The organism is Streptomyces sp. LX-29 (assembly GCF_029541745.1).
GTDB lineage: Bacteria > Actinomycetota > Actinomycetes > Streptomycetales > Streptomycetaceae > Streptomyces.
In genome coordinates, this window is record NZ_CP089746.1 from 7,646,560 (window position 1) to 7,661,851 (window position 15,292).

13 protein-coding genes and 1 pseudogene are annotated in these 15,292 nt (G+C 74.4%); 5 read left to right on the forward strand and 9 right to left on the reverse strand.

What is annotated here, in order from left to right:
* Positions 1–33: 33 nt before the first annotated feature.
* Both LRS74_RS31535 and LRS74_RS31540 read right to left on the reverse strand, forming a co-directional pair.
* Positions 34–846: a crotonase/enoyl-CoA hydratase family protein gene (locus LRS74_RS31535; protein ID WP_277744206.1), complete on the reverse strand. Its 813-nt coding sequence runs from the start codon at positions 844–846 to the stop codon at positions 34–36.
* Complete coding sequence (locus LRS74_RS31540) at positions 843–2,489, reverse strand: acyl-CoA dehydrogenase family protein (protein ID WP_277744207.1); 1,647 nt, start codon at positions 2,487–2,489, stop codon at positions 843–845. The genes LRS74_RS31535 and LRS74_RS31540 overlap by 4 nt, the downstream gene beginning before the upstream one ends.
* Positions 2,490–2,584: 95 nt before the next feature.
* Between LRS74_RS31540 and LRS74_RS31545 the strand changes: the two genes are divergently transcribed.
* Entirely contained in the window at positions 2,585–3,388 is an 804-nt protein-coding gene (locus LRS74_RS31545; RefSeq protein WP_277744208.1) for a PaaX family transcriptional regulator C-terminal domain-containing protein, read from the forward strand.
* Between the two features lie 27 nt (positions 3,389–3,415).
* On the opposite strand, the gene LRS74_RS31550 is transcribed toward LRS74_RS31545, so the two are convergent.
* Positions 3,416–4,420 (reverse strand): LacI family DNA-binding transcriptional regulator, encoded by a 1,005-nt coding sequence (locus LRS74_RS31550; RefSeq protein ID WP_277744209.1) that lies wholly within the window; start codon positions 4,418–4,420, stop codon positions 3,416–3,418.
* 238 nt (positions 4,421–4,658) lie between these two features.
* On the opposite strand from LRS74_RS31550, the gene LRS74_RS31555 reads away from it, so the two are divergent.
* Positions 4,659–5,681, forward strand: a complete 1,023-nt coding sequence (locus LRS74_RS31555; protein WP_277744210.1) for a class I SAM-dependent methyltransferase — start codon at positions 4,659–4,661, stop codon at positions 5,679–5,681.
* A 176-nt stretch (positions 5,682–5,857) separates the two neighbouring features.
* On the opposite strand, the gene LRS74_RS31560 is transcribed toward LRS74_RS31555, so the two are convergent.
* The 3 genes from LRS74_RS31560 to LRS74_RS31570 form a co-directional block, all read right to left on the reverse strand.
* Positions 5,858–6,874 (reverse strand): 2-oxoglutarate and iron-dependent oxygenase domain-containing protein, encoded by a 1,017-nt coding sequence (locus LRS74_RS31560; protein WP_277744211.1) that lies wholly within the window; start codon positions 6,872–6,874, stop codon positions 5,858–5,860.
* 456 nt (positions 6,875–7,330) lie between these two features.
* Positions 7,331–8,629 carry an acyl-CoA dehydrogenase gene (locus LRS74_RS31565; protein ID WP_277744212.1) on the reverse strand — a complete coding sequence of 433 codons (1,299 nt, stop codon included), beginning with the start codon at positions 8,627–8,629 and terminating at the stop codon, positions 7,331–7,333.
* 24 nt (positions 8,630–8,653) lie between these two features.
* Positions 8,654–9,961: an acyl-CoA dehydrogenase family protein gene (locus tag LRS74_RS31570; protein WP_277744213.1), complete on the reverse strand. Its 1,308-nt coding sequence runs from the start codon at positions 9,959–9,961 to the stop codon at positions 8,654–8,656.
* A gap of 51 nt (positions 9,962–10,012) precedes the next feature.
* On the opposite strand from LRS74_RS31570, the gene LRS74_RS31575 reads away from it, so the two are divergent.
* The 3 genes from LRS74_RS31575 to LRS74_RS31585 all read left to right on the forward strand — a co-directional run bounded on the left by LRS74_RS31575 (position 10,013) and on the right by LRS74_RS31585 (position 12,686).
* On the forward strand, positions 10,013–10,801 hold the full coding sequence (locus tag LRS74_RS31575) for an SDR family oxidoreductase (RefSeq protein WP_277744214.1): 789 nt from the start codon (positions 10,013–10,015) through the stop codon (positions 10,799–10,801).
* Between the two features lie 15 nt (positions 10,802–10,816).
* On the forward strand, positions 10,817–11,428 hold the full coding sequence (locus tag LRS74_RS31580) for a TetR/AcrR family transcriptional regulator (RefSeq protein WP_277744215.1): 612 nt from the start codon (positions 10,817–10,819) through the stop codon (positions 11,426–11,428).
* 100 nt (positions 11,429–11,528) lie between these two features.
* Positions 11,529–12,686: an acetyl-CoA C-acetyltransferase gene (locus tag LRS74_RS31585; RefSeq protein WP_277744216.1), complete on the forward strand. Its 1,158-nt coding sequence runs from the start codon at positions 11,529–11,531 to the stop codon at positions 12,684–12,686.
* Positions 12,687–13,062: 376 nt separating this feature from the next.
* Here the strand turns inward: LRS74_RS31585 and LRS74_RS31590 are convergent, their stop codons facing one another.
* The 3 genes and pseudogenes from LRS74_RS31590 to LRS74_RS31600 form a co-directional block, all read right to left on the reverse strand.
* Positions 13,063–14,133, reverse strand: a complete 1,071-nt coding sequence (locus tag LRS74_RS31590) for a nitronate monooxygenase (RefSeq protein WP_277744217.1) — start codon at positions 14,131–14,133, stop codon at positions 13,063–13,065.
* On the reverse strand, positions 14,130–14,864 hold the full coding sequence (locus LRS74_RS31595) for a CoA-transferase (protein WP_277744218.1): 735 nt from the start codon (positions 14,862–14,864) through the stop codon (positions 14,130–14,132). The genes LRS74_RS31590 and LRS74_RS31595 overlap by 4 nt, the downstream gene beginning before the upstream one ends.
* Positions 14,861–15,094 (reverse strand): annotated as a pseudogene (locus tag LRS74_RS31600) (acyl CoA--acetate/3-ketoacid CoA transferase subunit alpha); the annotation flags it as partial. The gene LRS74_RS31595 and the pseudogene LRS74_RS31600, both read right to left, overlap by 4 nt.
* Positions 15,095–15,292: the final 198 nt, after the last annotated feature.

The window sequence follows — 15,292 nt, forward strand, 5'->3', positions numbered from 1 at the left end:
GCCCAGGCCACCGCAGCAGTCGTCGGAGGGTGTTCAGAGCTCGGAGAAGTCCCCGTGCCGTCCGGCCCCCGCCGCGAACCGTTCGGCGCCGGTCAGGGCCTCCGCGAGGACGCCCTGACCGTGGCGGAGTTCGACCGTCAGGGCGGCCTCTTCGGGCAGCGCCTCCTGTTCCAGCAGAGCCGCCCTGTCCGAGCGGAGACACGCCTGCGGGTAGCGGGCCAGTTCGGCGGCGAGTCGCTCGGCCTCGGCACGGGCCCGGCCGCTCGGGACGAGGCGGTTGGCCAGGCCGATCGCGTACGCCTCGGCGGCGGGTACGGGGCGGCCCGTCAGCACCAGGTCCATGGCGCGGCTCGCGCCGATCAGCCGGGGCAGGCGGACCGTGCCCCCGTCGATGAGCGGCACTCCCCAGCGGCGGCAGAAGACGCCGAAGACCGCGTCCTCCTCGGCGACCCGCAGATCGCACCAGAGGGCCAGCTCCAGGCCGCCCGCCACCGCGTGACCGCTGACCGCCGCGATCACCGGCTTGGAGAGGCGCAGCCGGGTCGGGCCCATGGGTCCGTCGCCGTCGGCCGCGACCCGGTTGCCCCGCTCGCTCCCCATCGCCTTGAGGTCCGCTCCCGCGCAGAACGTCCCACCCTCCCCCCACAGCACCGCCACCCGGGCGCCCGGGTCCGCGTCGAAGGCGCGGAAGGCGTCGGCCAGCGCCGAGGCGGTGGGTCCGTCCACCGCGTTGCGGACCTCCGGGCGGGACAGGACGACCGTGGTGACCGGGCCCACCCGCTCGACGCGGACCGCCGTGCCGCCGGCGGGGGTGTCCGTCGCGCCCTTCGGGTCCGATGCGGTCAACGGACGTCCTTGAGGCGGGCGCGCTCCAGGATGGGGCCGGTGTCGGCGCCGGGAGGCAGCGTGCCGAAGGCGTGTCCCCAGTCACCGCCGAGCCGGGAGGCGCAGAAGGCGTCCGCGACCGCCGGGTGGCTGTGGCGCACCAGCAGGCTGCCCTGGAGGACGAGGGCCATCTGCTCGGCGAGCCGGCGGGCGAGCACCTGGGCTCGCTGAGGGTCGGCGAGTTGCGGGAGCAGCTCGCGCAGCCGCGCGATCGCCGCGTCCAGTCGGGCGTCGGCGCCCGCGGCGGCGTCCACCTCGGCCAGGAAGGCGTCCCACACGCCCTCCTCACGGCCCAGCGCGCGCAGCACGTCCAGGGCGGCGACATTGCCCGAGCCCTCCCAGATGGAGAGCAGCGGCGCCTCACGGTACAGCCGCGGCATGCCGGAGTCCTCGACATAGCCGTTGCCGCCCAGGCACTCCAGCGCCTCGGCGGCGTGCGCGCTGCCCCGCTTGCACACCCAGTACTTGCTCACCGCCAGCCCCAGCCGGCGCAGCGCCGCCTCCGCCGGGTCGCCGGCCTCCGCCCGGTCCAGGGCGGTGGCCAGCCGCAGCGCGAGCGTGGTGGCCGCCTCGGACTCGATGGCCAGGTCCGCCAGGACGTTCCGCATCAGCGGCTGGTCGATCAGCTCGGCGCCGAACGCCCGCCGGTGCTCCGCGTGGTGCATCGCCTGTCGCAACCCGGCGCGCATGCCGGCGGCCGAACCGATCACGCAGTCCAGCCGGGTCATGTTGACCATCTCCACGATGGTGCGCACCCCGCGGCCGGGCTCGCCGACCCGCCAGGCGAGGGCTCCCTCGTACTCGATCTCGGAGGAGGCGTTGGAGCGGTTGCCCAGCTTGTTCTTGAGCCGCTGGAGCCGGATCGGGTTGCGCGTGCCGTCGGGCAGGACGCGCGGCACCAGGAAGCAGGTCAGCCCCTCGTCGGCCTGTGCCAGGGTCAGGAAGACGTCGCTCATCGGCGCGGAGGTGAACCACTTGTGGCCGGTGAGCGCGTAGGAGCCGTCCGGCTGGGCCTCCGCCCACGTGGTGTTGGCCCGCACGTCCGAGCCGCCCTGCTTCTCCGTCATCGACATCCCGGCGATCAGCCCGCGCTTCTCCAGCGGGGGCCGCAGCCCGAAGTCGTAGGTACGGGCTCCGAGCAGCGGCTCGTACACGGCCGCCAGGTCCGGCTGCGCGCGCAGCGCGGGGACCGCGGCGTACGTCATCGAGATCGGACAGCCGTGGCCGGGCTCGGCCTGCGCGAAGGCGTAGAACTTGGCGGCGCGCACCAGATGCGCGCCCGCGCGGGGCTCGCTCCAGGCCGCCGCGTGCTGGCCGCTCTCGACGGCGACCGTCATCAACCGGTGGTAGGCCGGGTGGTATTCGACCTCGTCCACCCGGTGGCCGTACCGGTCGTGGGTGTGCAGCACCGGGGGGTTCTCCTCGGCCATCCGCGCCCACTCCTGCACCTCGGCGGAGCCGGCGCGCCGGCCCACCTCCCTGACCTCCGGCACACCCCACTCGGCTCCGTCCCGGCGCAGCGCCTCCAGCAGGGCGGCGTCGTCGGCGGTGCTGAAGTCGATCAGCGGCGGAGCCTGGTTGAGGACCTCGTGGGTTGCGCTCACAGCGACCTCCTGGTCGGCGGGGCGGGGCGGCAGGAAGTATTACGTTTCCATCATGCGTGATGGAGAACTGTAAGGGATAGGGTTTCCGGGTAGCCATGGAACACACCGCATCCGGCCCCGGCGCCGGCCCCACCACCCACGGCACCGGCACCGGCTCCACTCCCGACGCCGGGCCGCTCACGTTGCGCCCGCTGACCGCGCGCTCGGTGGTGCTCAGCACCCTGCTGGGCCACCACCCACCGCAGCTCCCGGCCCGCGCGCTGGTCCGGATCGGAGCGCTGTTCGGCACCGCGGAGGGCACCATTCGCACCGCCCTGACCCGCATGGTCGCCGCCGGCGACCTCGAACCGCACGACGGCGGCTACCGCCTCACCGCGCGGCTGCTGGCCCGCCAGGCGCGCCAGGACGAGAGCCGTGCCCCGCACACCCGGCGCTGGAGCGGCGGGTGGGAGATCGCCGTGGTCACCTCGGAGCGCCGCCCGGCCGCCGAGCGCGCGGCGCTGCGCCAGGCGATGGCCGAACTGCGCCTCGCCGAACTGCGCGAGGGCACCTGGCTGCGCCCCGACAACCTGCTGCGCCCGCACCCGCCCGTCGTCGCCGCACAGTGCACGCTGCTGACCGGCGCTCCGCGGGACGACCCGGCCGCGCTGGCGGCGCGGCTGTGGGACCTGGACGGCTGGGCGCGGCACGCGCGGGCGCTGCTGTCGGCCCTGGACCGCGCGGACGGTCCGGCCGCGCGCTTCACGGTCGCCGCCGCGATCCTGCGCCATCTGCTGGCCGATCCGGTGCTGCCCGGTCGGCTGCTGCCCGCCGACTGGCCGGGCAGGGAACTGCGGCTGCGCTACGACGAGTTCGAGCGGGAGCTGCGGGCGCTGCTCCCCCGGCACACCGGAGGGTAGCCGGGCCGCACGGGAGGGAGCCCCCGGTCAGGCCGACTCGCGCACCACCAGCTCGGTCGGGAGCACCACCGCCGGCTCCACCTCCTCGCCGCCGGCCAGCCGCAGCAGTTGGCGGGCCAGCAGCCGGCCGAGGTGGGCGATGGGCTGGCGGACGGTGGTCAGCGGCGGCTCGGTGTAGCGGGCGGGCTCGATGTCGTCGAAGCCGACCACGGCCACATCGTCGGGAACCCGGCGGCCCGCCTGGCGCAGCGCGTGCAGCGCGCCCATGGCCATCAGGTCGGAGGCGGCGAAGACCGCGTCGAGATCGGGCCGGTGGGCGAGGAGTTCGCGCATCGCGCGGGCGCCCGACTCGCGGGTGAAGTCGCCCACCGCGACGTACCGCGGCAGCTCCGCGGCCTCCATCTCGGTCCGGTAGCCGGCGAGCCGGTCGATGCCCGCCACCATGTCGCGCGGCCCGGCGACGGTGGCGACGCGGGTGCGGCCGGAGTCGAGCAGATGGTGTACGGCGGCGGCCGCACCCCGCTCGTTGTCCACCCCGACGTACGGCGGCGACTGCGGTCCCAGCAGGCGCTCGTTGCAGACGACGGGGATGCCCATCCGGGCCAGCCGGGCCGGCAGCGGGTCGGTGCCGTGCAGCGAGGCCATGATCACCCCGTCCACGTGCCGGGCCAGTGCGAAGCGTTCGATGCGCTCCCGGCTGGCCGCCGAGCGGGCCATCATCAACACCAGTTGCTTGTCGGCCTCCTCCAGCTCCTGACTCACCCCGCGCACGATTCCGGGGAAGAACTGGTCGTCGGAGAAGACCCGCCCCGCCTCCTCGGACAGCACGAGCGCGAAGGAGTCGGTGCGTTGGGTCACCAGGCTGCGCGCCGCCTGGTTGGGCACGTAGCCCAGCTCCCGTATCGCCCGAAGCACCGCCTCCCGACTGTCCTCGGCGACCTTGGGGGAGCCGTTGACGACGCGGGAGACCGTGGCGCGCGAGACGCCCGCGTACAGTGCCACGTTCTCCAGGGTCGGCCGGGTCCGGTGCATGCGCGAGTACCTCATTCGGGTGTCGTCGTACGAATGTCCTACCTGGTGGGGTGTGCGCCGTCCATGGTCGCAGCACGGTCAAGAGGCCCGGGAGCCATGGGCATAGGGCGGTCTTGCGCGTGTTTCGGAAGGGGTCTGAGACTGCGCCGTGGCCGCGTGGCGACGGATCGCGCGGTGAGCGCTCCGCGGACAGGCGCACGCGCGCCCGCGGAGCGGCCCCCCTATTCGAGGAGAGACCTTGAGCAACCTACGGACGATGGCCAAGCTCGTCGGCAACCGACAGGGCGTTCTGCTGGTGTCGCTCTGGCGGAGGGTTCTCACCCCCGTCTGCCGCGCGGCGTTCCTGACCTCGGCGGTGCACAACGGAGTGCTCCGGCTGCTGGCGGACCAGCCGCGCACCGCCGAGGAGCTGGCCCTCGCGCTCGGCGCGCCCGCCGAGGCCGGCCCTCGGCTCCGGGGCTGGCTGGACGTGGGCGTCGAGCTGGGCGAGCTGGGCCGCCGTGGCGACCGTTACCGGCTCCGCGGCCGGCTGTCCAGGGCGCTCGTCCGCCCGGGTAACGAGGCGGTGGCCGCCTCCCTGGAGCAGATGGTGAGCTACCAGATCCCGGCGCTGCTCCACGCGCCCGCCATGATCAAGGACGGCCGGCGGCTCACCCTGGGCGACATGGACGGCGAGGTCACCGCGCGGGCGAGCCGGGTCCTGGAGCCGTTCATCGAGGCGGCCATCGAACGTGTCGTGGACCGCGGCCGACCGGTCCGGCTGCTCGACATCGGCTGCGGCACCGGCGTCTACTCACGCCACGCGGCGCGCCTCAACCCGCTGCTGACCGGGCTGGCCGTCGACCTGCAACAGGACGTGGCGGATCAGGCGGCGGCCAACCTGGCCCGCTGGGGGCTGGCCGACCGGGTCGACACCCGCCGCGCCGACCTGCGGGAGCTGGAGCCGGGGGAGCCGTTCGACCTCGTGATGATGCACAACAACATCTACTACTTCTCCGAGGGGGAGCGGGTCGCCGTGCTGGAGCGGGCCCGCCGGCTGCTCGCGCCCGGCGGGCGGCTGCTGTTGACCACCTCGTGCCGGGACGGGAACGTGGGGCTCCGCATCCTCAACCTCTGGTTCGACCTGGCCGACTTCGGCGGCCCGCTGCCGCACCACCACGAACTTCTCGCGCAGCTGGAGGGAGCGGGCTTCACCGAGGTCCAGGCCACCCGGCTGATGCCGGGTCAGGCGTTCCGCGCCTTCGTGGGCGTGAACGGCTGATCGGCCCGGCGGTTGGTCGGCTGGGCTGTTGGTCGGCCCGGTGGTTGGGCGGTCCGGCGTCTGATCGCCCGGCGGTTGATCGGCCCGGTGGTTGGTCGGTTCGGCGTCTGGTCGATCCGGTGCCGAGCGTGGTGAGGGTGCCGCCGGAAGCCGTCTCGTACCGCCGCAGACCGGCGTCAGGCCGCCGACGCGTTCTCCTCCAGGAGCGAGGCGTGGTGGCGCCGGGTGACACCGGGGTGGGCGCGGAGCCAGCCCTTGAGCTCGTTGCGGCCGTACTCCGCGAACAGGGGGTTGTTCGGGTCGCGGGTGGCGCCGGGCGCCGACTGCGCGTGGGCGAACGGCAGCGGCTTGACCCGGGCGTCCAGACGCGGGTTGTAGAAGAACGGCACCGAGAAGCGCTCGCGTTCGCTGGGCGGACTGACCACCCGGTGGTGCGTGGCCTTCAGATAGCCGTCGGTGGCCACCTCCAGCAGCTCGCCGAGGTTGACCACGAACGCCCCGGGGATCGGGGGCACGTCGTGGAAGGCGCCGTCGGCCCGCTCCACCTGGAGCCCGCCGATGTCGTCCTGGAGCAGGAGCGTCAGGAAGCCGTAGTCCTTGTGGGCGCCCACGCCCTGGTCGGCGCCGTCGGGAGCCCGCCCCGGGTAGCGCACCATCTTCAGGTGCAGATGCGGCTCGTCGCGGAAGATGTCGTCGTAGAAGTCCGGCGGCGCGCCGATCGACGCCAACAGCTCGTGCAGCAGCCGGTTCGCGATGTCGCTCAGCCGGTCGACCCAGCGCAGGGCGGTGGTGCGCAGCTCGGGGAGGGCCTCGGGCCACTGGTTGGGGCCCTCCAGCCACCAGTACGCGGGGTCGTTCGGGCCGGGGATCCGCGGCGGCCGCTCGGCCCCGATGTCGAGCTGGTCGCGCCAGTCCCGGCTGCCCCCGGTGTGCTCGTCGCCGATCCGCGTGTAGCCGCGGAAGTGCGGGGACTCCAGGTTGGATATGGCGAGCCGGTCGGCTTCGGGGAGCGCGAAGAAGTCGCGCATGACCCGCAGCAGCTCGGCGGTCTCCGCGTCGGTGATGCCGTGGCCGGTCAGCTGGAAGAAGCCGACGTCGTGGGCGGCCGCATGGAGTTCGGTGTGCAGTCGCGCACGGGCCTCCGGCCCGCGGGAGGCGGCGGAGAGATCGATCACGGGCAGCTGCTGCGACATGGGTACATCCGCGAGGTTGAGGCCCGGCGCGGTCCGCTGATGGGCGGGCCGCACCGCGACGGTGTCCGGGTGAGACACGGCGCGGCACCGGGTGAAGGCTGAAGGGAGGTGACCGTTCGCGGGGAACGGTAGGTGACGGGTGACGGGTCAGCCAGTGCGCAAACAGGACATGCTCGTGACGCGGACGAAGTCCACGTAGCGGCGGCGGACGAGCGGAATCATGTCTGTCACATTACTTCCGCGTGTACGGCGAGTCGGTGACGGGCGTCACATTCAGGCGATCTTTTATGTCATCAAAGTCTCACTAATACATGGTGGCTACTCTTGGCTGACCTGCGGCTTCATGGAGTGACCAGAAGTGGGGGTGGCCGGGGTGGTCGTCGGCGGACGGGGATGCCGCCGACATTGCCAGCCGACGTGCCAGCGGACATGTCAGCAGACGGGTCAGCGGACGGGTCAGCCGGCGAGCACGCGAGCACGGCAGTGCGCGGGGCTGCCCCAGGCCATCCGGAGAGCACGGGCCTTCCGGAACCAGAGGGACAGTGGGTACTCGTCCGTGTAACCGAGCGCCCCGTGCAGTTGAAGCGCCGCCCGCGCGGCGTCGTACGCGGCTTCGCCCGCCGCGACCTTGGCGGCGGCGACCGCGGCACCGGCGTCCCGCGCCCCGCGGGCCAGCGCCACCGCCGCCCCGTACAGCAGCGGACGGGCGAACTCCAGCGCCACGTGCACGTCGGCCAGCCGGTGCTTGACCGCCTGGAAGGAGCCGATCGGGCGGCCGAACTGAGCGCGCTGCTTCGCATATGCGACGGTGCGATCCAGCAGTGTCAGCCCCACGCCCAGCGTCTGGGCCGCGGTGGCGAAGGCGGCCCAGTCCGTGGCCCGCGCGGTCGCCGCCGCCACCGCGCGGCCCCGCGCGAGCACCGTGCCGGCCGGGACCGGTCGGGCCAGCCGGCGCGCCGGGTCGAAGGAGGGCTGCACCGGGCTGTGCCCGGCCGCCAGTCGCAGCGTCGGCCCCTCGGCCTCGACGACGAACACCGCGTCCGCGGCGTCCGCGTCCAGCGCGTACGGGCCGCCGGCGGGGGCGGCCAGCGTGACCGAGGCCCGACCGGAGGCGATTCGCGGCAGCCAGAACCCGGCCGCCGCGCGGGCGGACGACTCGGTGATGTCGTCCGGGCCCCTGGCGGTGTCGTGCGCGTCCTTGGTCGCGTCGTCCGCGTTGCCGGTGGTGCTGCCTGGGTTCTGGGGGTTGTGGCCTGTGCTCGGGGCGGTGCTGTCTGGGTTCTGGGGGTTCTCGCCTGTGCTCGGGGTGGTGCTGTCCGGGTTCCGGGGGTTGTGGCCCGTGCTCGGGGTGGTGCTGTCCGGGTTCCGGGGGGTGTCGCCCGTGCTCGGGGTGGTGCCGCCCAGGGCCTGGGCGTTGTCGCCTGGATCCCCGGCGGAGGCGTCCGCCTCTTCGGCGAGGGCTGTCAGCAGGGCCGACGCGGCGACCGTCTCGACCAGTGGCCCCGGCACCGCGTGCCGCCCGGCCTCGATCAGCGCGACCGCCAACTCCACCGGCAGCGGGCCCACGCCCTCGTACGCCTCCGGTACGGCCAGGGCGAAGACGCCGGCGTCCGAGAGCCGGGTCCACAGCGCGCGGCCGGGGCCGTGCTCGCCCGCCGCCCAGGCGCGCGCGACCGCCGGGGTGTCGGCGGCCGACAGCATCCGGTTCAGCGTCCGGGCGAACTCCCTCTGTGCGTCGTCCAGGTCAAACCACATGCGCGCCCCCGAGCCCGCCCGCCGTCATCGGCGCCCCCGGTCCAGGCCGAGCAGCCGCTCGGCGATGATGTCGCGCTGGATCTCGTTGGTGCCCGCGTAGACCGGCCCGGCCAGCGAGAAGACGTAGCCCTCGGCCCAGCGGCCACCCCCAGGGGCGTCCGCGGCCGCGTCCGACAGCTCCCCGTACGGCCCCAACAGATCCAGCGCCGTCTCATGCAGAGCGAGGTCCAGCTCTGACCAGAAGACCTTGTTGACACTGGCCTCGGCGGGGTTGTCGGCCCTCTGGCGATCGGCCGCCCGCGCGGTGGCGGCGGTCGCGGCTCGCCGGACGGTAGCCCGCGCGGAGGCGCGCGTGCCGCTCCGTGTCTCAGCCGCCCGTGCCTCACCCGCCCGGGTCTCAGCCGCCCGCGAGGCGGCCGCTTCGGTCTCCCGTGTCGCGGTCGCGCAGGCGCGCAGGTGGTACGCGCGGGCGGCGATGACCGCGTCCGCGACCCGGTCGCGCAGCGCCGTGTCGGCGGGGTCGGCGCGCTCCCGCCACAGCGCCGCCAGCCGCGCGGCGGCCGCCGTGAACCGCCCCGGCGAGCGCAGCGTCAGCCCGCGCTCGCTGCCGGCGGTGCTCATCGCCACCCGCCAGCCCTGCCCCGGCTCGCCGATCACATCGCGGTCCGGGACGAAGACGCCGTCCAGGAAGAGCTCGGCGAAGGCCGGTTTGCCGTCGAGTCGGCGGATCGGGCGCACCGTCACCCCCGGCGCGTCGAGCGGGAACATCACATACGTCAGCCCCTGGTGCGGGCGCTCGCCCGCCGGCCCGCCGCGGAACAGTCCGAAGGCCCGATCCGCAAAGGCCGCCCGTGAGGACCAGGTCTTCTGCCCGTACAGCAGCCAGCCTCCGGAGGTCCGCCGGGCGGTGGCGCGCAGCGCCGCGAGGTCCGAGCCGGCCTCCGGCTCGGACCATGCCTGGGCCCAGATCACCTCGCCGTCGGCCATGGGCGGCAGTACCCGGGCGCGCTGCTCGGCGGTGCCGTGCGCGAAGAGGGTGGGGGCCAGCAGTTGGGTGCCGTTCTGGCTGACACGGCCGGGCGCCCCGGCCGCGTAGTACTCCTGCTCGAAGAGCAGCCACTCGGTGGTCGACGCCCCCCGGCCGCCGTAGCGCCGCGGCCAGGAGACCACCGACCAGCCGTTCGCGGCCAGGATGCGCTCCCACGCGCGGTGCGCGGCGAAGCCCTCGGCGGTCTCCAGCGAGGGCAGCGGGGCGGTGGGGACGTGCGCGGCCAGCCAGGACCGCGCCTCCGCGCGGAAGGCCGCTTCGTCCGGGCTGGGGTCCAGGTCCATGGAGCGCCGCACTCCTTCCCTAACAAGTGTTTGGTAGGTTACCGTGCGCATGTGACGGACAACAGGGCGCGGTACGTCCCGGGACACGGTCTGCTCACCGGGCGCACCGCCGTCATCACCGCCGCCGCGGGCAGCGGCATCGGCGGCGCCACCGCCCGCCGCTTCCTGGAGGAGGGGGCCCGGGTCGTCATCGGCGACGCCCACGCACCCCGCACCGCGCGGGCGGCCGGGGCGCTCGCCGAGGAGTTCGGCGCGGAGCGCGTCGCGGGCATGGCGTGCGACGTCACTCGGGAGGACGCCGTCGCCGCACTGCTGGACCTCGCGCGGGAGCGCCACGGACGGCTGGACATCGTGGTGAACAACGCGGGGCTCGGCGGCACCGCAGAACTGGCGGACATGACCGACACGCAGTGGCACGCCGTGGTCGACACCACCCTCAACGGCACCTTCCGCTGCACCCGCGCCGCGCTGCGCCGGATGCGCGCGGACGGCCGCGGCGGCGTCATCGTCAACAACGCCTCCGTCCTCGGCTGGCGCGCCCAGGCCGGCCAGGCCCACTACGCGGCGGCCAAGGCCGGCGTCATGGCGCTCACCCGCTGCGCCGCCGTCGAGGCGGCCGTCTTCGGGGTGCGGATCAACGCGGTCGCGCCGAGCCTGGCCCTGCACCCGCACCTGGCGAAGGTCACCACCGCGCGGGTGCTCACCGATCTCGTCGAACGGGAGGCGTTCGGTCGGGCCGCCGAGCCGTGGGAGGTCGCCAATGTCATCGTCTTCCTGGCCAGCGACTACTCCTCGTACATGACGGGCGAGACGGTGTCCGTGAGCGGGCAGCACCCGTGAGGCGACAATGGCCGCGTGCCGAACATCAAGAAGACCGCCGTGAGCGCCGCACCGGAGCGGCGCAGGGAGCTGCTGGACACCGCCGCCGAGGTGTTCGCCGCCCAGGGCTACAACGCGACCACCGTCCGCCGGATCGCGGACGAGGCGGGCATGCTGGCCGGCAGCCTCTACTACCACTTCGACTCCAAGGAGTCGATGCTCGACGAGATCCTCTCCACCTTCCTGAACGAGCTGTGGGCCGGCTATGACGCGGTGCTCGCCGCCGACCTCGGCCCCCGGGAGACGATCGAGGCGCTCGTCACCGAGTCCTTCCGGGAGATCGACCGGCACCGCGCGGCGGTCGCCATCTACCAGAAGGAGTCCAGACAACTGTCCGCGCAGCCGCGCTTCGGCTACCTCGCCGAGTCGCAGGTGCGGTTCGAGAAGGCGTGGCTGGGCGCCCTGGAGCGCGGTGTGGCGGTCGGGGCCTTCCGCGCCGACCTCGACATCCGACTCGCCTACCGCTTCGTGCGCGACACCGTCTGGGTCGCCGCCTCGTGGTACCGGCCGGGCGGGCAGCACAGCCCCGAGGAGATCGCCCGCCAGTATCTGTCCATGGTGCTGGACGGCATCGCGCCGCGCGAGTGACACACCCCCACGACCGGGCCCGCACGGGCGTCCACGGCCGCTGCGCACCACGGCCGCCGCCGTCCGGCCCGGGACCATCTCCACGAACGGAGGAGCGGCCATGACCGAGGCATACATCGTCGAAGCCGTACGCACGCCCGTCGGCAAGCGCGGCGGCGCCCTGTCCGCCGTGCACCCGGCCGATCTCGGCGCCTTCGTGCTGCGCACGCTGATGGACCGCGCGGGCTGTGACCCGGCCGCCGTCGACGACGTCGTCTTCGGCTGCCTGGACGCGGTCGGCCCGCAGGCCGGGGACATCGCGCGGACCAGCTGGCTGGCCGCCGGACTCCCGGAATCGGTGCCCGGGGTGACGGTCGACCGCCAGTGCGGCTCCTCCCAGCAGGCCGTCCACTTCGCCGCCCAGGGCGTGCTCTCCGGCACCCAGGACCTGGCGGTCGCCGGCGGTGTGCAGAACATGTCCCAGGTGCCGATCGGCTTCGCCAGCCGGCAGGCCACCGAGCCGCTCGGGCTGTGCGAGGGGCCGTTCGCCGGCTCCACGGGCTGGCGGGCGCGGTACGGCGACCAACCGGTCACCCAGTTCCACGGCGCCGAGCTCATCGCCGAGCGGTGGGACATCTCGCGGGAGGAGATGGAGGAGTTCGCCCTCCGCTCCCACCAGCGGGCGGTGCGCGCCGCCGACGAGGGCCGCTTCGACCGCGAGATCGCGGCGTACGGGGAGACGTCGGCCGACGAGGGTCCCCGCCGCGACACCTCGCGCGAGAAGATGGCGGCCCTCAAGCCGCTGCGCGAGGGCGGCCGGATCACCGCGGCGCTCGCCTCCCAGGTCTCCGACGGCGCCGCCGCGATGCTCCTCGCCTCCGAACGCGCGGTGCGCGACCACGGCCTGACGCCGCGCGCCCGCGTCCACCACCTGTCCGTACGCGGCGAGGACCCGATCCGGATGCTCACCGCCCCGATCCCGGCCACCGCCCACGCCCTGCGCCGCACCGGCATGACCATCGACGATGTCGACCTGATCGAGATCAACGAAGCGTTCGCCCCCGTGGTGCTCGCCTGGCTCAAGGAGACCGGCGCCGACCCCGCGCGGGTCAACGTCAACGGAGGAGCCATCGCCCTGGGCCACCCCCTCGGCGCCACCGGAGCCCGGCTGATGATCACCCTCCTGCACGAACTGGAGCGCACCGGCGGCCGCTACGGGCTCCAGACGATGTGCGAGGGCGGCGGTCAGGCGAACGTGACGATCATCGAACGGCTCTGAGCGCGCCGTCGCGGTGGGCCGGGGTTCCGTACGGCAGCCGCGTGGGCGGGAGCGTGCGCCCGGGCGGGCGTGAGGGCGCGCTCGGGTGAGTGTGAGGGCGCCTCGCGCGGAATCGGCTCATTTCGTGCGGGGTGCGGGGTGCGGGGGCCTCTTGTACGGGGTGTGGGGGCCTCGTAGTGCCGCGCGCGGAATCGGTTCATCCGCGTGTCCGCGCGAGGCCCCGGAGTGTCGCCCGCGGAATCCGCTCGCCCGCGCGGGCGAGCGGCGCGCCGGAGTCCCCCGCGGCACCGGCTCACCCGCGCGGGCGCGTGACGCTCCCCGCGCGCCGACGGCCGCCGCGCGGGACGCGGTCGACCGTCATGCCCGCGTGGCGGGTTCACCCCCGCGCGGGGAGCCGGGACAACACCTCGGACGCCTCGGTCATGACGCGTCCGACCAGCTCCGCGCACGACGGCAGGTCGTCGACGCGGCCGACGACCTGCCCGGAGGCCATCACCCCGAGATCGGTCCTGCCGTCCACCATGGACGCCTTCAGCAGCATCGGGGTGTTCGCGGCCAGCAGCACCTGGCTCCACGACAGACCCCGGGCACGCCGCAGCGCCGCGCCGTCGCGCAGCAACTCCACCCAGCCGAGCCCTGACAGCCGCCGGAAGGACGCGGCGTGCCGCACGGCGCGGAACAGCGCGGCGGCCCGGCCGGAGCGCTCCAGGGAGGCCACGAGCTCGCTGCGGAGTATCCGATGGGGCAGCCCGTCCACCCGGGTGGTGACGATGGCGTCCGCCGCCGCGGACGCCAGATAGCGGGCCTTGACGGCGTCGGGGACCGTGCTGTCGGAGGTCAGCAGGAAGCGCGTGCCCATGGCGACGCCGGCCGCGCCGTAGGCGAGCGCGGCGACGAGCCCGCGCCCGTCGCAGAAGCCGCCGGCGGCGATGACGGGGATGTCGACGGCGTCCACGACCTCGGGCAGCAGCACGGTGGTGGCGACCCCTCCCGTGTGTCCGCCGCCCTCGCCGCCCTGCACCAGGACCGCGTCCGCGCCCCAGGCCGCCACCTTCTCGGCGTGCCGGCGGGCGCCGACCGACGGGATGACGACCACACCCGCGTCCTTCAGTCGGGCGATCAGCGCGCGGGAGGGGGCGAGCGCGAAGGAGGCGACGCGCACCCCCTCCTCGATGAGGATGCGCACGCGCTCGGCCGCGTCACCGGCGTCGGCGCGCAGATTGACGCCGAAGGGCGCGTCCGTACGGGACCTGACCTCGCGCACCGCCGCCCGCAGCCGCTCCGGGGTCATGGTCGCGGAACCGAGGACGCCCAGCGCCCCGGCGTCGGCCACGGCGGAGACCAGCCGGGGCCCGGCCACCCAGCCCATGCCCGGCTGCACGATCGGATGGCGCACGCCGGTGAGCCGGGTCAGCGCGGTCGGCAGTGCGGGCGGGGCGGCGGTCACGCCCGCACCTCCCGATGGCGGGCCCCGCGCGGGTCGAGCACGTCCCTGATCAGACGCAGCTCCTCAGGCGTGGGCTCGCGGGTGTACGGGACCTCGTCGGGCACCGCCAGCGGGAATCCCGTCGCCTCCCGCACCTGGTCGACGCCGACGCCGGGGTGCAGCGAGCGCAGCCGCATGGTGCGGTCGGGGGTCTCGAAGTCGAGCACGGCGAGGTCGGTGACGACGCGATGGATGTGGTGGTAGCGGGTGGCCGAGGGGCCGGCGGCGGCCGCGCGGTCGTACCCCACGCCGCAGACCATGTCGACCCGCTCGACGAAGACCCGGCGGGTGTGCCGGGGGATCCAGTAACTGGTCGGGTGGTTGAGGGTGTTGACCGGGGCACCGCGCACGCCCAGCAACTGCCGCAGGGGCTGCTTCCAGTCGCCGATGCAGGAGATGTTCTGGTTGCCGTGCCGATCGAGCTGGGCGGCGCCCATCATCACGTGCCGTCGGCCGCCGGTGACCAGCGCCAGATGCCGCCGGTACGGCAGCCAACCCTCCACGACGCCCGGCTCGGCGCCCACGAGCATCGCCTCACCGTCGGTGAGCAGCAGGCCGGGCGAGAAGGTGGCCTTGGCCAGCCGGGCGCCGATGCCGGGCACCGTGCCCATCGGGCTGGCGAGGATCTCGCCCGCCCCCCGCCACACCTCGGCGCAGGCGACCACGCAGTACTCGGCGCGGGTGGCGGTCACGCGTCCTCCTCGGTGAAGGCCGCCACGGCGGCCTGGTAGTCGTCCTCGGTCCCGGACAGGAACCGCGCGGTGAACTCCCGCCAGGCGGCGGGGTCGGCGGCCGCCACGGCGTACGCGCGCTGGAACGCCTCGTCGCGGCCGTAGTCCGGGGCGCAGGAGGTGAAATGCGCGCCACGGGGGGCTTCGATGACGCCGGTGACCGCGTCGCGACGCAGGAGCAGCGTCTGCGGTACGCCCGCTCCGCGCGGGGCGGTGTCGCCCGCACCGCCTCCCAGCCTGGGTCGGCCTTCACCCGAACCGCCGCCCGGAACGCCCCCCGCGCGTGCCGTGCCGTCGCCCGCACCGCGTGAACCGCGACTCGCGCGGGCCGTGCCGTTGTCCGCACCGCGTGAACCGCGACTCGCGCGGGCCGTGCCGTTGTCCGCATC